The organism is Variovorax sp. ISS6 (assembly GCF_056523145.1).
Map to the genome: position 1 here is coordinate 874,178 of NZ_JAWRZC010000001.1, position 13,726 is coordinate 887,903.

Consider the following 13,726-nt stretch of genomic DNA (forward strand, 5'->3'; position numbering starts at 1 on the left):
ACGATGTCAATGTCCAGTCCAGGGACTCTTTTTGCCGCGCTTGACCTTGCCATGGTGTGAAGCTTTAGCCTTCGCAGCATGGAAAACGTACAAGCACGGCCTCTGCCGAATCTCACGCTCGACCTCTCGGTCGGCGGCATGACCTGCGCGTCCTGCGTGATGCGCGTGGAGCGCGCGCTCAAGGGCGTGCCCGGCGTCCAGGACGTCAGCGTGAACCTCGCGACCGAATCGGCGCGCGTGGTGGCGCAGGCGCAGGGCGGCGAGGACATCGATGCGAGGCTGCGCCGCGCGGTGCGCTCCGCCGGCTACGAGCCGCGCGCCGCGGCCGATGCGCAGGAGGAAGCCGCGGCGCTGTCGCCCTGGCACGGCTTCGGCCCGGTGGCGGTCGGCCTCGCGCTGTCGGCGCCGCTGATGCTGCCGATGGTCGGCGAGTTCTTCGGCCGCGACTGGATGCTCGATCCCTGGCTGCAACTGCTGCTCGCGACGCCGGTGCAGTTCTGGCTCGGCGCGCGCTTCTACCGCGCGGGCTGGCATGCGGCGCGTGCGCTCACCGGCAACATGGACCTGCTGGTCGCGCTCGGCACCAGCGCGGCCTACGGACTCTCGCTGTGGCTCTGGTGGCGTTCGGCCACCGGCGAGCACGCGGGCCACGGGATGGTGCCGCACCTGTACTTCGAGGCCTCGTCGGTGGTCATCACGCTGGTGCTGCTGGGCAAGTGGCTCGAGGCGCGCGCCAAGCGCCAGGCGACCTCGGCGATCCGCGCGCTGCAGCAGTTGCGGCCCGAGGTGGCGCACCTGGTCGGCCCGCGCGGCGAGAGCGACGTGCCGCTGGCCGAGGTGATGGTGGGCGACCGCCTCGCGGTGCGTCCCGGCGAACGCGTGCCGGCCGATGCGCGCGTGGTCGAGGGCGAATCGGAGGTCAACGAGTCGATGCTGACCGGCGAGCCGCTGCCCGTGCCCAAGGGACCGGGCGACCCGCTGACCGGTGGTGCCGTCAATGGCGACGGCCGGCTGGTGGTCGAGGTGCGCGCGGTCGGTGCCGAGAGCGTGCTTGCGCGCATCATCCGGCTGGTCGAGGATGCGCAGGCCGCGAAGGCACCGATCCAGCGGCTGGTCGACAAGGTGGCGGCCATCTTCGTGCCGGTGGTGCTGGTGATCGCGCTGCTCACCTTCGGCGGCTGGATGCTGCTTGGCGGCGCCGACATCGAGACCGCGCTGATCCACGCGGTGGCCGTTCTGGTCATCGCCTGCCCCTGCGCGCTGGGCCTGGCCACGCCGGTGGCGGTGATGGCGGGCACCGGCGTGGCGGCGCGGCGCGGCATCCTCATCAAGGACGCGCGTTCGCTCGAACTCGCGCACCGCGTCGACACGGTGGCCTTCGACAAGACCGGCACGCTGACGCTGGGCCGGCCGGTGCTGACCGCGCTCGTGCCGCTGGCCGATGGCGGCGAGGCCGACCGGTTGCTGGCCGTGGCCGCGAGCCTGCAGAGCGGCAGCGAACATCCGCTGGCGCGCGCCGTGCTCGTGGCCGCCGCCGACAAGAAACTGGCGGTGCCGGCGCTGCGTTCGATGCAGGCCATGCCCGGCCGCGGCGTGCGCGGAGAGGTCGAGGGCGAATTCGCCGGTGCCTGGGCCCTCGCGAGCCTGCGCTGGTGCCGCGAGCTCGATGCCGAGGTCGACGCGGCCGAGGTCGACCGGCTGCAGGCGCAGGGCGCCACGGTGTCGGCGCTGCTGCGCTTCGATGCCGCCGGCGCGGCCGAGGCACTGGCCCTGCTGGCCTTTGCCGACGAGCCCAAGCCGCAGGCGGCCGAGACCGTCGCCGCGCTGCGTGCGCGCGGCCTGCGCGTGGTGATGATCTCGGGCGATAACCTGCGCGCCGCACGCGCCATGGCGGCGCGGCTGGGCATCGCGCCCGAGGACGTGCGCGCCGAGGTGCTGCCGGCCGACAAGGCGCAGCAGGTGAGCGCGCTGCGCAGCGACGGCCACGTGGTCGCGATGGTGGGCGATGGCGCCAACGACGCGCCCGCGCTCGCGGCCGCCGACGTGGGCATCGCGATGGCGCCGGCCGATGGCGGCACCGACGTGGCGATGGAAGCCGCGGGCATCACGCTGATGCGCGGCGATCTCGCGCTGGTGGCGCAGGCGCTCGACCTCTCGGGCCGCACCGTGGCGAAGATCCGGCAGAACCTGTTCTGGGCCTTCGCCTACAACGTGGCGGGGATTCCGTTGGCGGCCTTCGGACTGCTGAGCCCGGTGGTGGCCGGGGCGGCGATGGCGCTGTCGAGCGTGAGCGTGATGGCCAATGCCTTGCTGCTGCGGCGCTGGAAGGGGTCCTGAGACCCTGTCAGTCGAGCAGCAGCGCCATCAGGTGATCGTCGATGTAGTCGGCCTCGCCGGCGCGCTTGTAGAACTTGCGCAACGTGCCCTCGCGCACGAAGCCCAGCTTCTCGTAGAAGCGCAGCGCGGGCGCGTTGTCGCTCTCGGCATAGAGCTCGATGCGCTTGACGCCGGCCGTGCGCAGTTGCTCGATGGCATCGCTCACCATGGCCAGCGCCACGCCGCGGCCATGGAAGGCCGGGTCCACCGCGAGCGTGCCGAGGCAGGCGACGTGCGCCACGCGGCCCGGATAGCGCGTAGCGCGGTAGAAGCCGGCCATGCGGCCCTCGACCTCCCAGATGTGGAAGCAGCCGCTGCGCACCAGCTCCTCGTGGATCGGCCGGAAGTCCGCGAGCGGCATCGGGTCGTAGCCGAGGAAGCGCACCACCTTCTCGTGCATGTAGAGCGCATGGACGGCGGCGAGGTCGTGGGAAGTGGCAAGTCGGCGCACGGCGGCTCCATGGTCGGGGTCGGTCTGGGGCCCGCAGGATAGCAATCCCGCGTGGCCGCTCAACCCGCCGCGAACAGGAGGGCGCCGGCCAGCGCCAGCAGCAGCACCTGCGCGGGCCAGGCCCAGCGCAATCGCAGCCGCGCATCGAGCACCGCGCCCACAGCCCAGAAACCCGCGATCGTCAGCGCCAGCAGTTCGAGCCCGGTGCGAAAAGCCATCTCGTCCGCGCGCCAGAGAAAGGCCAGCGTCATGCCGACCCAGCCCGCGAAATGCAGCGTGGCCGCGAGCGAGCGCGCACGGCCGACCGGTGGATCGTCGAGGGCCGCGGCCGCCTCGAGCGAGAAGTCGGGCTCGGGAAAGCGCGCCGCCACGTCGGCCGGCCGCCAGCCCGGCGATCGCCAGAACACGCCGAGCTTGTCGCGCCAGCGCCGCGTGTGCCAGGCATCGCGCGCGAGCGGTGCATAGGGGCCGAGCACCGCGCGCAGCGGATCGAAGCCCGCGAGCGGCTTGCGCGTGCCGTAGACGCAGCGCTCGCTCTCCTCGGCGAAGGTGCCGAACAGACGGTCCCACACCACCAGCATGCCGCCGTAGTTGCGGTCGAGGTAGCCGTCGTTGACGGCGTGGTGCACGCGATGGTTCGAGGGAGAGGAGAACACGCGGTCGAACCAGCCGAGCTTGCCGATGTGCTCGGTGTGGATCCAGAACTGGTAGACCAGCACGATCAGCCCCGCGAGCCCGAACTGCTCGGGCGGCACGCCCACCACGGCCATCGGCAGGTAGAAGGCCCAGCCGAGGAAGGCGACCATGCTCTCCTGCCGCAGCGCGGTCGAGAAATTGAAGCGCCGGCTCTGGTGGTGCACCGCGTGCGCGGCCCAGAACAGCGCCGACTCGTGGCCCGCGCGATGCAGCCAGTAGTCGCAGAAGTCGAACAGCAGCACCGCGGCGATCCAGCCGAGCGCGCTGTTCCAGAAGCCCGCGTCGGTGCACAGCGCGACATGCGGATAGACGAGCGCGTAGAGGCCGATCTGGAACAGCTGCGTGCAGACCGCGAGCGCCTGGCTCAAGAGACCCTGGCTCAGGCTCGCGACGGTGTCGGCGAAGCGGTAGGTGTTGCGCTGTTTGAGCCAGCCCCAGGCGAATTCGCAGGCCATCAGCAGCACGAACACCGGCACGACGAGAACCACCAGCCGATGCACTGCCTGCCTTGAGCCTTCCTGCGCGCGAAAAAACTTCAGCGAAGTTTCAGCGGGATGGGGCGTCGATGCGTCCAGCGACCAGCACGGCGTTGGTGCCGCCGAAGGCGAAGGAATTCGACATCGCCCAGCGCATGCCGGGCACGGCGCGCGCCTCGCCGCGCACGAAGTCCAGCTCGAAGGCCGCGTCGGGCTCGCGCAGGTTGGCGATCGGCGGCACGGCCTCGTGCGCCAGCGCGCGCAAGGTCGCGACCAGTTCGATCGCGCCGCCGCCGCCGAGCACATGGCCGTGGATCGCCTTGGTGGCGCACACCGGCATCGCGCTGCCGAACACCTCGCGCACCGAGGCCGCCTCGGCCGCGTCGCCGGCCATGGTGGCGGTGCCGTGGGCGTTCACATGGCCGATCTGCGCGGCATCGATGCCCGCGTCGCGCAGGGCTGCGCGCATCGCGCGCACCTGGCCCGCGCTGTCGGGGTTCGTGATGTGCGTGCCGTCGCAGTTGGTGGCATAGCCGGCCAGCACATAGGACGCACCATCGCCCGTGTCGAGTGCGCCGCGCGAACGCGCATGCGCTTCCGATTCGAGCACCAGCGCCGCGGCGCCTTCGCCGAGCGCGAAGCCCGCGCGGTCGCCCGAGAAGGGACGGCAGGCGGTCTCGGGCGCGCCGGCCGGCGGCGCGGCCATCACGCGCATCGCCTGCCAGCTCGCCATCACCCCGGGCGTGAGCATGGCGTCGTGGCCGCCGACGATGGCGACGTCGATCCAGCCGCCGCGAATGGCGCGCATCGCCTCGCCGATCGCCACCGCCGAGGAGGCGCAGGCGCAGGCATAGGCGATGGCCGCGCCGTGCGCGCCGAAGTGCAGTGCGAGCTCGGCCACTGCCGCATTGGGCATCACGGTGAGCACGGTGGTCGGCCGCATGCGGCGCTGCTCGGCATAGAGCGCCTGCGTGGTGTTGTCGAAGCTGCCCGCGCCCGCGAGGCCGCTGCCCCAGAAGATGCCCAGCCGTTCGGGGTCGACGCTGTCGCGCGCCAGTCCGGCCTGCGCCGCGGCATCCTGCGCGGCCGCGAGGGCCATCGCGGTGCCGCGGTCCAGCGGCAGGCGCGAGATGCTGCGCACGCCGTTCGAATCGAAGTCGCAGGCAGCCACGGGAATCTCGACGCTGTCCATGCCGGGGATCGCGAGCGTGTGCGAGCGCACGGCCGAGCGGCCATGGAACAGCGCATCGTCGAAGGCCTCGAGCGTGCGGCCGATCGGCGTGACGAAACCGACGCCGCTGACGCGCACCGGCGGCGCCGCGATGCGCTGCGCCGAAGCAGCGATCACCGCGTGTTCGACACCGCTGCTCATGCGTGCGCCGCCTCAGGCGCGTTCGCGGTGTTCGCCATCGCGGCAGCGCTCTCCGCATCGATCACTTCGCACAGGCGCTGCAGCGTGATGCCCGCTTCGCGCGGATCGAGACGGTCCTCGGGAATGCGCAGGTGGAAGGCATCCTCGACCGCGAAGACGAACTCCATCAGCGCGAGCGAGTCGAGGCCCAGGTCGGCGAGCGCGGTCTGCGGCGAGACCAGGCTGGCCTCGACGCGGAAGTCGTTCTCGAGGATGCGCGCGATGCTGTTGAAGGTGGGCGAGGTGGACATGGGGCTGGTTCCTTTCAGGCGAAGCGTGGTGCACGATCGTCGTGCGGGAGTGCCATCGGTCGGCGCGGCAGTTGCGGGGAAGGCGAGCGTCGCGACACCGCCTTGCACGGTTCATTGTGGGGTGGGATCGAGGGCATCGCGATGGCGAACGCGTTCCTTTTCAGGAAGCCTTCAGAGAGAAGGACGGGGCATCGGCGCCCGTGCCGTGCGCGACCTCGTCGGCGAAGGCGACGGTCTCGCGCACCACCTGCTGGCGGTCGTTGTCGATGGTGATCATGTGGTAGCTGTTGCTCACCACCACGCTGCGGAACGACCGGCAGCGCAGGCCGCGCGCGAGGATCTCGAGGTTGGCGACGCTGGCCACCTCGTCCTGCTGCGCATGCAGCGCGAGCACGCGGTCGCATTGCACGCGATGCAGGTTGGCGCGCACGTGGCGGATCAGCCGATGGTGCTCGCGCAGGTGGCCCACGCCGATCACCGAGCTGCCCGCGCGCGAGACCTTGCGGTGCCGCAGCTCGCGCTCGATCCAGGCGCGCACGCGTTCGTTCTTCACGCCGTAGGGCGGGCGTTCGCGGTACTGCCAGAGGCGGCCCAGCGGCGTGTAGTAGGCCAGCGGCAGCAGCATCTGCGTGCGCGGGATGGCCCAGCCGTCGAAGCGCAGCGTGGTCGACATCAGCACCAGCGCATCGACCGCGTCGCCGCAGCGGATGGCGGCGCCGAGCGCGAGCGAGGAGCCGGCCGAGATGCCCACGAGCAGCACGCGATCGTGCGTCTCGCGCAGGGCCGTGACCTGGGCCTCGATGCTGTCGAGCCACTGCTGGAAGGGCGCGGCCTGCTGCATCGGCGCATTGGCGTCGAAGGAGTAGCCGGGGATCGACATCGGGTGCACCGCGTAGCCGCCGTCGCGCAGCGCGGACTGCACGGTCAGCAGTTCGTCAGGTGTGCTGCACAAACCATGCAGCAGCACGACCGCGGTGCGTTGCACGGCGGGGTGCACGAAGCTCAGCAGGCTGGAAGGTTCGCGTGCGCTCATGACGATGCGGCCCCGATGAAAAGGGCCCGTGCGGCGATGGGCTGTCGTATGCTCATGCCGTGTTTATCGCGTGTCGTACTGACCGCCTGCTGACCCTCCCGCGAGCAAGAATAGGCACTTCAACCCACTCGAAAATCATGCGAATCCTGCTAGTCGAAGACGATGCCGTGCTGCGCGACGTGATGCTTCGCAGCCTCGCGGACGCTGGTCACCGCGTCGATGTCTCCACCAACGTCGAGGACGCCGACCACCTGTGGCGCGTGCAGCCCTTCGATGCGGTGCTGCTCGATCTCAACCTGCCCGCCACCGCGAGCGCGACCAGCGGTCTCGCGAGCGGACTCACCGCGCTGCGACAGGCACGCGCGCGCGGCGACCGCACGCCGGTGCTCGTGCTCACCGCGCGCGGCCGCACCGAGGAACGCATCGCGGGCCTCGACGCGGGTGCCGACGACTACCTCGGCAAGCCCTTCGACCTGGCCGAGGTCGAGGCGCGCCTGCGCGCGCTGGTGCGCCGCGCGAAGGGCACGGAAGACATCGTGCTGCTGGGCCAGCTGAAGCTCGATCGCAAGGCACGGCGCTTCTCCACCGCGAGCGGCCCGCTCGACCTGCCGGCGCGCGAGTTCGAGGTGCTGTGGGAACTGATGAGCCCGCCGGGCCGCACGGTGAGCAAGCGTGCGCTGTCCGACAAGCTCTCGAGCTTCGACGAATCGCTGGGCGACAACGCGCTGGAGGCCTTCATCTCGCGCCTGCGCAAGAAGCTGGTCGGCTCGGGCGCGGGCATCCGCACCCTGCGCGGCATCGGCTACCTGCTCGAAGCCGAAGTCTGAGCGCGCCGCGACCGTGAGCGACAGCGAAGCAGCGCCAGCGCGGATCACGCCCAGCCCGCCGCGCGCGGTGTCCACGCTCACGCGGCGCGTGCTGCGCAACGTGCTGGTGCCGCTCGCGCTGAGCTGGATGGTGGGCGCGGTGATCGCGCTGGTGATCGCGAACTACTTCTCCGAGCAGGCCTTCGATCGCGGCATGCTCGACGACGCCTATGCGCTGTCGGCCAACGTGCAGGCGGGCGAGCGCGGCATCGAGCTGCTGCTCACGCCGCGCGAGGTGGCCACGGTGCTGTTCGACCAGATCGACAAGGTCAACTTCTCGGTGCAGCGGCTCGACGGCACCCTGATCTCGGGTGCCGACGACCTGCAGGCGCCACTGCCCGTGGGCGGCGCGCGCTACCGCTTCTCGGACGTCACCTACCAGGGCAAGCCGATGCGCGCGGTGGTGCTCGAGCACGATGCCGAGCCCGGCGTCTCGATGCCCTACCGCGTGGTGATCGCGCAGACCACGCTGAGCCGCACGGCGCTCGTGCGGCAGCTGCTGGGCTATGCGCTGGCGCCACAGGTGCTGCTGCTGATGCTGCTCGCCGTGTGGCTCTGGCATGGCATCCGCCGCGATCTGCGGCCGCTCGGCGACCTGCAGCAGGCCCTCGACCGGCGCGACGTGCGCGACCTCTCGCCGGTGACGGTGGTGCGGACCTCGCGCGAGCTGCAGCACCTGGGCGAGGCGGTCAACGCGCTGTTCGAGCGGCTGGGCCACAGCGTGCGCGGGCAGCGCGAGTTCGTGGGCAACGTGGCGCACGAGCTGCGCACGCCGCTCGCGGGCATCCGCGCGCTGGCCGACTACGGGCTCGCGCAGCAGAAGCCCTCGGTATGGCGCGAGCAGCTCGAACAGGTGGCCAAGAGCCAGGAGCGCGCGAGCCACCTGATCGACCAGCTGCTCGCGCTCGCGCTGGCCGACGAGGCCAGCACCAGCCTCGAGACCGCGCCCGTGCGGCTCGATGCACTGGCCGAGCAGACGGTGCTGCGGCACCTCGCGCGCGCCGATGCGCGTGGCGTGGACCTGGGCGCGCGCGGCCTCGACGACAGCGTGACGGTGCAGGCCAACGAGGCGCTGGTGGAAGGCATCCTCGACAACCTGATCGACAACGCGTTGCGTTATGGCGGCCGCACCATCACGGTCGAGGTCAGCGGCGAGGTGCTCAGCGTGATCGACGACGGACCCGGCATTCCGCTCGATGCGCAGCGCCTGCTGATGCAGCGCTGGGCGCAGGGGCCCGCGGGGCAGAAGCTGGGGCAGGGCTCGGGCCTGGGCCTGTCGATCGTGGCTCGCTATGCGGAGCTGCTCGGGGCCGAGCTTCGGCTCGCGGCGGCCGAGCCGACGGGCCTGAAGGTCAGCGTGGACTTCACGCGCAAGGGCTAGCTTCGTAGAGCTCGAGCGGCAGTCCGTCGGGATCGGCGAAGAAGGTGAAGCGCCGGCCCGTGTACTCGTCGACGCGGATCGGCTCGACGGCAACGCCGTGCGCCTTGAGCGCCTCGGCCGCGGCACGCACGTCGGGCACCTCGAACGCCAGGTGGCGCAGCCCGCGCGCCTCGGGGCGCGAGACGCGCGGCGGCGGATCGGGAAAGGAGAACAGCTCGAGCTGCGAGCCGTCGGGCAGCGCGAGATCGAGCTTGTACGAGTTGCGCTCGGCGCGCAGGTGCTCGGCGACGATGCGCAGGCCCAGCACCTCGCTGTAGAAGCGCTTCGACACCGCGTAGTCGGAACAGATGATCGCGGCATGGTGGATGCGCGCGAGCCCGGGCGTGCCGCTCATCGCAAGGCCTTGCGCAGGAAGACGCGCGTGCGGTTCTCGAGCACCAGGCGCCGGTATTCGACATAGCCGATGCGCGCGTAGAGCGCGCGGTTCTCGCTCATCTTCTCGTTGGTGAACAGGTAGATCGAATCGAAGCCCTGGCGCAGCGCCTCGCGCTCGGCGAGCTCGAGCAGCGCGCGGCCCGCGCCGCTGCCCTGGTGCCTGGGCCGCACCGCGATCACGTCGACCAGGAAGCCTTCGTCGGTGATGTCGAGCACGAGCGCGGCCGCGATCTCGGCGGCATCCGCGGCATCCTGAGCATGGGCGGCGACCCACACCTGTTGCAACTCGATGGCGCTTGCGTAGTCCTTGCTCATCGGCAGCGGCACGATCGGCAGGCGCGGCAGATAGACGCTGAAGGCGGCGATCGCGCAGTCGCGGATCGCTTCGGCATCGGCCGCTTCGGCACGACGCAGGGTCCAGCGCGGTGCTTCGCTCATTCGGCGATCTCCACCTCGGCCTCGATCTCCACCGGGATGTTGAACGGCAGCTCGGCCATGCCGACCGCGCTGCGCGCATGCGCGCCGACCTCGGGCCCGAAGAGCTCGAGCACGAGGTCGGAGAAGCCGTTGATGACCGAGGGCTGGCGATCGAAGCCCGGGGCCGAGGCGACCATGCCGAACACGCGCGTCCAGGCCGTGATGCGGTCGAGGTCGCCGAGCGCGCGCTGCAGGCTGCCGAGCATCGCGAGCGCGGTGAGGCGCGCGGCCGCGTAGCCCTGTTCCACGTCGAGCTCGCGCCCGAGCTTGCCCAGCGGCGCGGCGATGCTGCCGTCGGCATTGAGCGGGCCGTGGCCCGAGACGAAGGCGCGCCGCCCGACGATGCGCACGAAGCGAAAGGGCAGCACCACGCCCGGTGGCGGCTGGACGGCGGGTGGAAGGACGAGGCCGCGCGCGGCCAGCTGGTTCTCGATCTGCGACATGGCGCAACGGTACCCGAAAGCACCGTGCGCCGGTCGCCGGCAGCCTCAGGCCAGCGCGGGATAGTCGGTGTAGCCCTTGGCGCCGCCGCCGTACAGGGTGGCCTTGTCGAGCTCGTTGAGCGGCGCGTGCTCGCGCAGGCGGCGCACCAGGTCGGGGTTGGAGATGAAGGGCTTGCCGAAGGCCACGAGGTCGTCGCCTTCCTTCACGGCCTCTTCCGCGAGCGGGCGGTCGTAGCCGTTGTTGACCATCCAGGCGGCCTTGCCGCCGGCCTCGCGGTAGGCGGCCTTGAGCGCCTCGTAGTCGAAGGGCCGGTCGGCGATCTCGCGCGGGCCGCCGGTGGCGCCTTCGATGATGTGGATGTAGGCCAGGTCGAGCTTCGCCAGTTCCTTCACCACGTAGGTGAACAGCGGCTGCGGGTTGCTGTCGTGCACGTCGTTGGCGGGCGTGACCGGCGACAGGCGGATGCCGGTGCGGCGCGCGCCGACGGCGTCGGCCACGGCGCGCGTGATCTCGAGCAGGAAGCGCGCGCGGTTCTCGATGCTGCCGCCGTAGTCGTCGCTGCGCTGGTTGCTGCCGTCCTTGAGGAACTGGTCGAGCAGGTAGCCGTTGGCGCCATGGATCTCGACGCCGTCGAAGCCCGCGGTCTCGACCGCATTGCGCGCGGCGGTGGCGAAGCCGTGGACGATGCCGGGGATCTCGCCGGCATCGAGCGCGCGCGGCTCGGAGGTTTCGGTGAAGGTGGGCACGCCGTCATGGATCAGCACGGTCTTGGTCTTGGCGGTGATGGCCGAGGGCGCCACCGGCTGGCCGTTGCCGGGCTGCAGGCTGGTGTGCGAGACGCGGCCCACGTGCCACAGCTGCACCACGATCTTGCCGCTCTGGGCGTGCACGGCGTCGGTCACCTTCTTCCAGCCGTCGAGCTGCTCGGTGCCGTAGAGGCCGGGCACGTCGGCGTAGCCCTGGCCCTGCTGGCTGATGGCGGTGGCCTCGGTGATCAGCAGGCCGGCGCTCGCGCGCTGCGCGTAGTAGGTGGGCGCGAGCGCGGTCGGGATGGCATTGGGCGAGCGGTTGCGCGTGAGCGGCGCCATCACGATGCGGTTGGCGAGCTTCAGGTCGCCGGCTTGGACGGGGTCGAAAAGGGTGGACATGGTGGGAGAAGGAAGGTGTGAACAGCGGAAGGAAGCGCAAGGGTAGGGGCGGGGCCTCAACCCTGCTGCCACGGGGTTGTAGTCTTGGTGCTAGGCGTTGCGGCGCTGCAAATGCAATCGGGTGGCATTGCACGGGCGGCCCGCCAGAAAGCGAACGGCCGGCGAGTTGCCGGCCGTTGAAGAGCGAAGCGCGGTGTTGCGCTCCGGCGGTGCGGAGTTACTTCAGCAGACCCTCTGCCTTCATCGCTTCCTGCACGGCGGGACGCTCGCTCACGCGCGCGCGCCAGGCCTGGAGGTTCGCGAAGCCCGCGAGGTCCACGCCGGTGGGCTTGGCCCAGTTGGTCACGGTGAACAGGTAGCCGTCGGCCACGCTGAACTGGTCGCCCATCAGGTACTGCTTGTTCGCGAGTTCGCCGTCGAGCCAGGTGAAGCGCGAAGTGAGCTTGTCGCGCGCGATGGTCTTGGCTTCCTCGGGCATGGCCGGGTTGAACAGCGGGCTGAAGCCCTTGTGGATCTCGGTGCCGATGAAGGTCAACCACTCCTGCAGGCGGTAGCGCTGCATGGTGCCGGCGGCGGGCGCGAGGTTCTTGGTCGGCACGAGGTCGGCGATGTACTGCAGGATCGCGGGGCCTTCGCGCAGGCGCGTGCCGTCGTCGAGCTCGAGCATCGGCACGTAACCCAGCGGGTTGATGCCGTAGTAGTCGGTGCCGTCCTGCAGCTTGTGGCTCTTGGTGCTGGCGAGCACCGGTTCGAAGGCGAGGCCGGCTTCGTGCATCGCGATGTGCGGCGAGAGCGAGCAGGCGCCCGGCGAGTAGTACAGCTTCATGCGAAAAACTCCAATCGATCGTTGAAATGGTTCTTTGGAACGCACCGGATGCTAGCGGGTTTGGGCTGCGCGGGTTTGTCCTACGGGTGCTTGGGCTCGCTGACTATCGGGGCGTCGAGCACCGCTTTCTATTCTTCGGGCACCGAGGGCTGCGACCCGCGGCAAAGGAGTCACTCGATGTTGAAGTACGCCATCATTTTCGCGGTCATCTCCCTGGTGGCCGGCCTGCTGGGTTTCGGCGGCATCGCGGCCGGTGCCGCGGGCATTGCCAAGGTGCTGTTCGGCCTGTTCCTGATCCTGGCCGTGATCTTCATCGTGCTCGCCGCGCTGGGCGTGGGCGCGGTGAAGAAGGCGCTCGACTGATGCACCGGCACCGGTCGGTGCGCTGGCCGCGCACGCGCTCGCTGGGCCAGCTGCTGCAGAGCCCCGCGCATTGCGTGCTGCGGGTGCTGCTGGTGACGCAGGCGCACTGGCAGCTGCCCGAGCACCGTTCGCGCCGAAGGCGCGCCTGAGCCAGGCGAAGAAGGGAAGGGGAGCCACATGCACATCTCGCACATCGAGGCGCAGTTGGACTACGAAGTCGGCGCGCCGGCCCATCTGCTGCTGAACATCGAGGCGGCGCGCGCGGGCGCGCAGGCGGTGATCCGCGAGACCCTCACGATCGAGCCGGCGGCCGAGGTGCAGGTGTTCTGCGACGAGGCCAGCGGCAACCGCTTCCTGCGCTTCGACGCGGCGCCGGGGCCGCTGAAGATCGCCTACACCGCGAGCGTGCAGCGCACCCAGGTCGACGTGCCGCACGACCTGCCCGAAGTGCCGGTCAACGAAGTGCCCGACGAGGTGCTGCACTACATGATGCCGACGCGCTACTGCGAGTCGGACCTGATGGCGCGCTGCGCCTTCCAGCTCTTCGGCGACCTGCCGCCGGGCATCGGCCGCGTGCAGGCGATCGTGGACTGGATCCACGACAGCATCACCTACGAGTCGGGCAGCACCGACTCGACCACCACGGCGCGCGAGGTCTTCGTGCAGCGCGCCGGCGTATGCCGCGACTTCGCGCACCTGGGCATCACCTTCTGCCGCGCGCTCAACATCCCGGCGCGGCTGGTGGTGGGCTACGTGGCCTTCGAGGAACCGCCGCAGGATTTCCATGCCGTGTTCGAGGCCTGGCTCGGCGGGCGCTGGGTGCTGTTCGACGCCACGCGCATGGCGCCGGTCGACCGCCTCGTGCGCGTGGGCACGGGGCGCGACGCGAAGGACGTGGCTTTCTGCACCATCTTCGGCAGCGTGAGCATGCGCGACAAGCAGATCGTGGTGACCGAGCTGCAGGACCAGAGCGTGGCACCGCCCGTGGAACCGCCAGCCAGCGGGGCGCTCGTGGGCATCGAGAAGCCGGTGCCGGTGGTGGAGCTGGCCACCTCCGCTTGATTCCGTGGATGGTTTGCTATTAAAAATATA

General features: G+C 70.5%; 16 protein-coding genes. 6 read left to right on the forward strand and 10 right to left on the reverse strand.

The annotated features are described in order from the left end of the window. Nucleotides 1–78 precede the first annotated feature (78 nt). A complete protein-coding gene (locus AC1HIL_RS03995; RefSeq protein ID WP_479671202.1) occupies nt 79–2,337 on the forward strand; it encodes a heavy metal translocating P-type ATPase in 2,259 nt (752 codons plus the stop codon). 7 nt (nt 2,338–2,344) lie between these two features. Here AC1HIL_RS03995 and AC1HIL_RS04000 read toward each other — a convergent pair whose 3' ends face one another. The 5 genes from AC1HIL_RS04000 to AC1HIL_RS04020 all read right to left on the reverse strand — a co-directional run bounded on the left by AC1HIL_RS04000 (nt 2,345) and on the right by AC1HIL_RS04020 (nt 6,694). Next, nucleotides 2,345–2,827: a GNAT family N-acetyltransferase gene (locus tag AC1HIL_RS04000; RefSeq protein WP_296733097.1), complete on the reverse strand. Its 483-nt coding sequence runs from the start codon at nt 2,825–2,827 to the stop codon at nt 2,345–2,347. A 59-nt stretch (nt 2,828–2,886) separates the two neighbouring features. Then, entirely contained in the window at nt 2,887–4,023 is a 1,137-nt protein-coding gene (locus tag AC1HIL_RS04005; RefSeq protein ID WP_479671203.1) for a sterol desaturase family protein, read from the reverse strand. Between the two features lie 46 nt (nt 4,024–4,069). Then, nucleotides 4,070–5,371 carry a beta-ketoacyl-[acyl-carrier-protein] synthase family protein gene (locus tag AC1HIL_RS04010; RefSeq protein WP_261212142.1) on the reverse strand — a complete coding sequence of 434 codons (1,302 nt, stop codon included), beginning with the start codon at nt 5,369–5,371 and terminating at the stop codon, nt 4,070–4,072. Further along, complete coding sequence (locus tag AC1HIL_RS04015) at nt 5,368–5,661, reverse strand: acyl carrier protein (protein WP_057591822.1); 294 nt, start codon at nt 5,659–5,661, stop codon at nt 5,368–5,370. Before AC1HIL_RS04015 ends, AC1HIL_RS04010 begins: the two co-directional genes overlap by 4 nt. A 160-nt stretch (nt 5,662–5,821) precedes the next feature. Then, a complete protein-coding gene (locus AC1HIL_RS04020) occupies nt 5,822–6,694 on the reverse strand; it encodes an alpha/beta hydrolase (protein WP_479671204.1) in 873 nt (290 codons plus the stop codon). Between the two features lie 137 nt (nt 6,695–6,831). Here AC1HIL_RS04020 and AC1HIL_RS04025 point away from each other — a divergent pair, with 137 nt between their 5' ends. Further along, entirely contained in the window at nt 6,832–7,521 is a 690-nt protein-coding gene (locus tag AC1HIL_RS04025; protein WP_057591820.1) for a response regulator transcription factor, read from the forward strand. 13 nt (nt 7,522–7,534) lie between these two features. After that, on the forward strand, nt 7,535–8,941 hold the full coding sequence (locus AC1HIL_RS04030) for a sensor histidine kinase (RefSeq protein WP_057591819.1): 1,407 nt from the start codon (nt 7,535–7,537) through the stop codon (nt 8,939–8,941). On the opposite strand, the gene gloA2 is transcribed toward AC1HIL_RS04030, so the two are convergent. The 5 genes from gloA2 to gstA all read right to left on the reverse strand — a co-directional run bounded on the left by gloA2 (nt 8,925) and on the right by gstA (nt 12,271). Further along, nucleotides 8,925–9,335: an SMU1112c/YaeR family gloxylase I-like metalloprotein gene (gene gloA2 / locus AC1HIL_RS04035; protein ID WP_413761927.1), complete on the reverse strand. Its 411-nt coding sequence runs from the start codon at nt 9,333–9,335 to the stop codon at nt 8,925–8,927. The two genes, AC1HIL_RS04030 and gloA2, sit on opposite strands and share 17 nt — an antisense overlap. Beyond that, complete coding sequence (locus tag AC1HIL_RS04040) at nt 9,332–9,814, reverse strand: GNAT family N-acetyltransferase (protein WP_261212145.1); 483 nt, start codon at nt 9,812–9,814, stop codon at nt 9,332–9,334. Before AC1HIL_RS04040 ends, gloA2 begins: the two co-directional genes overlap by 4 nt. Further along, complete coding sequence (locus AC1HIL_RS04045) at nt 9,811–10,296, reverse strand: RidA family protein (protein ID WP_093343645.1); 486 nt, start codon at nt 10,294–10,296, stop codon at nt 9,811–9,813. Before AC1HIL_RS04045 ends, AC1HIL_RS04040 begins: the two co-directional genes overlap by 4 nt. Before the next feature lie 45 nt (nt 10,297–10,341). After that, nucleotides 10,342–11,445, reverse strand: coding sequence for an alkene reductase (locus AC1HIL_RS04050; protein ID WP_479671205.1), 1,104 nt, complete (start codon nt 11,443–11,445; stop codon nt 10,342–10,344). Nucleotides 11,446–11,662: 217 nt separating this feature from the next. After that, nucleotides 11,663–12,271, reverse strand: a complete 609-nt coding sequence (gstA, locus tag AC1HIL_RS04055) for a glutathione transferase GstA (RefSeq protein WP_057591814.1) — start codon at nt 12,269–12,271, stop codon at nt 11,663–11,665. Between the two features lie 177 nt (nt 12,272–12,448). On the opposite strand from gstA, the gene AC1HIL_RS04060 reads away from it, so the two are divergent. Genes AC1HIL_RS04060 through AC1HIL_RS04070 form a run of 3 tightly spaced genes read left to right on the forward strand, consistent with a single transcriptional unit; the run spans nt 12,449 to nt 13,696 of the window. After that, complete coding sequence (locus tag AC1HIL_RS04060) at nt 12,449–12,634, forward strand: DUF1328 domain-containing protein (protein ID WP_057591813.1); 186 nt, start codon at nt 12,449–12,451, stop codon at nt 12,632–12,634. Continuing rightward, nucleotides 12,634–12,783, forward strand: a complete 150-nt coding sequence (locus tag AC1HIL_RS04065) for a hypothetical protein (protein ID WP_172705369.1) — start codon at nt 12,634–12,636, stop codon at nt 12,781–12,783. Before AC1HIL_RS04060 ends, AC1HIL_RS04065 begins: the two co-directional genes overlap by 1 nt. Nucleotides 12,784–12,811: 28 nt before the next feature. After that, nucleotides 12,812–13,696, forward strand: a complete 885-nt coding sequence (locus AC1HIL_RS04070) for a transglutaminase-like domain-containing protein (RefSeq protein ID WP_479671206.1) — start codon at nt 12,812–12,814, stop codon at nt 13,694–13,696. Nucleotides 13,697–13,726 lie beyond the last annotated feature (30 nt).

Excerpts from the sequence above, each read along its gene's own strand:
- AC1HIL_RS03995 (WP_479671202.1), top strand. The coding sequence starts at position 79 with ATGGAAAACGTACAAGCACGGCCTCTGCCGAATCTCACGCTCGACCTC.
- AC1HIL_RS04010 (WP_261212142.1), bottom strand. The coding sequence starts at position 5,371 with ATGAGCAGCGGTGTCGAACACGCGGTGATCGCTGCTTCGGCGCAGCGC.
- AC1HIL_RS04015 (WP_057591822.1), bottom strand. The coding sequence starts at position 5,661 with ATGTCCACCTCGCCCACCTTCAACAGCATCGCGCGCATCCTCGAGAAC.
- AC1HIL_RS04020 (WP_479671204.1), bottom strand. The coding sequence starts at position 6,694 with ATGAGCGCACGCGAACCTTCCAGCCTGCTGAGCTTCGTGCACCCCGCC.
- AC1HIL_RS04025 (WP_057591820.1), top strand. The coding sequence starts at position 6,832 with ATGCGAATCCTGCTAGTCGAAGACGATGCCGTGCTGCGCGACGTGATG.
- gloA2 (WP_413761927.1), bottom strand. The coding sequence starts at position 9,335 with ATGAGCGGCACGCCCGGGCTCGCGCGCATCCACCATGCCGCGATCATC.
- AC1HIL_RS04040 (WP_261212145.1), bottom strand. The coding sequence starts at position 9,814 with ATGAGCGAAGCACCGCGCTGGACCCTGCGTCGTGCCGAAGCGGCCGAT.
- AC1HIL_RS04045 (WP_093343645.1), bottom strand. The coding sequence starts at position 10,296 with ATGTCGCAGATCGAGAACCAGCTGGCCGCGCGCGGCCTCGTCCTTCCA.
- AC1HIL_RS04050 (WP_479671205.1), bottom strand. The coding sequence starts at position 11,445 with ATGTCCACCCTTTTCGACCCCGTCCAAGCCGGCGACCTGAAGCTCGCC.
- gstA (WP_057591814.1), bottom strand. The coding sequence starts at position 12,271 with ATGAAGCTGTACTACTCGCCGGGCGCCTGCTCGCTCTCGCCGCACATC.
- AC1HIL_RS04060 (WP_057591813.1), top strand. The coding sequence starts at position 12,449 with ATGTTGAAGTACGCCATCATTTTCGCGGTCATCTCCCTGGTGGCCGGC.
- AC1HIL_RS04065 (WP_172705369.1), top strand. The coding sequence starts at position 12,634 with ATGCACCGGCACCGGTCGGTGCGCTGGCCGCGCACGCGCTCGCTGGGC.
- AC1HIL_RS04070 (WP_479671206.1), top strand. The coding sequence starts at position 12,812 with ATGCACATCTCGCACATCGAGGCGCAGTTGGACTACGAAGTCGGCGCG.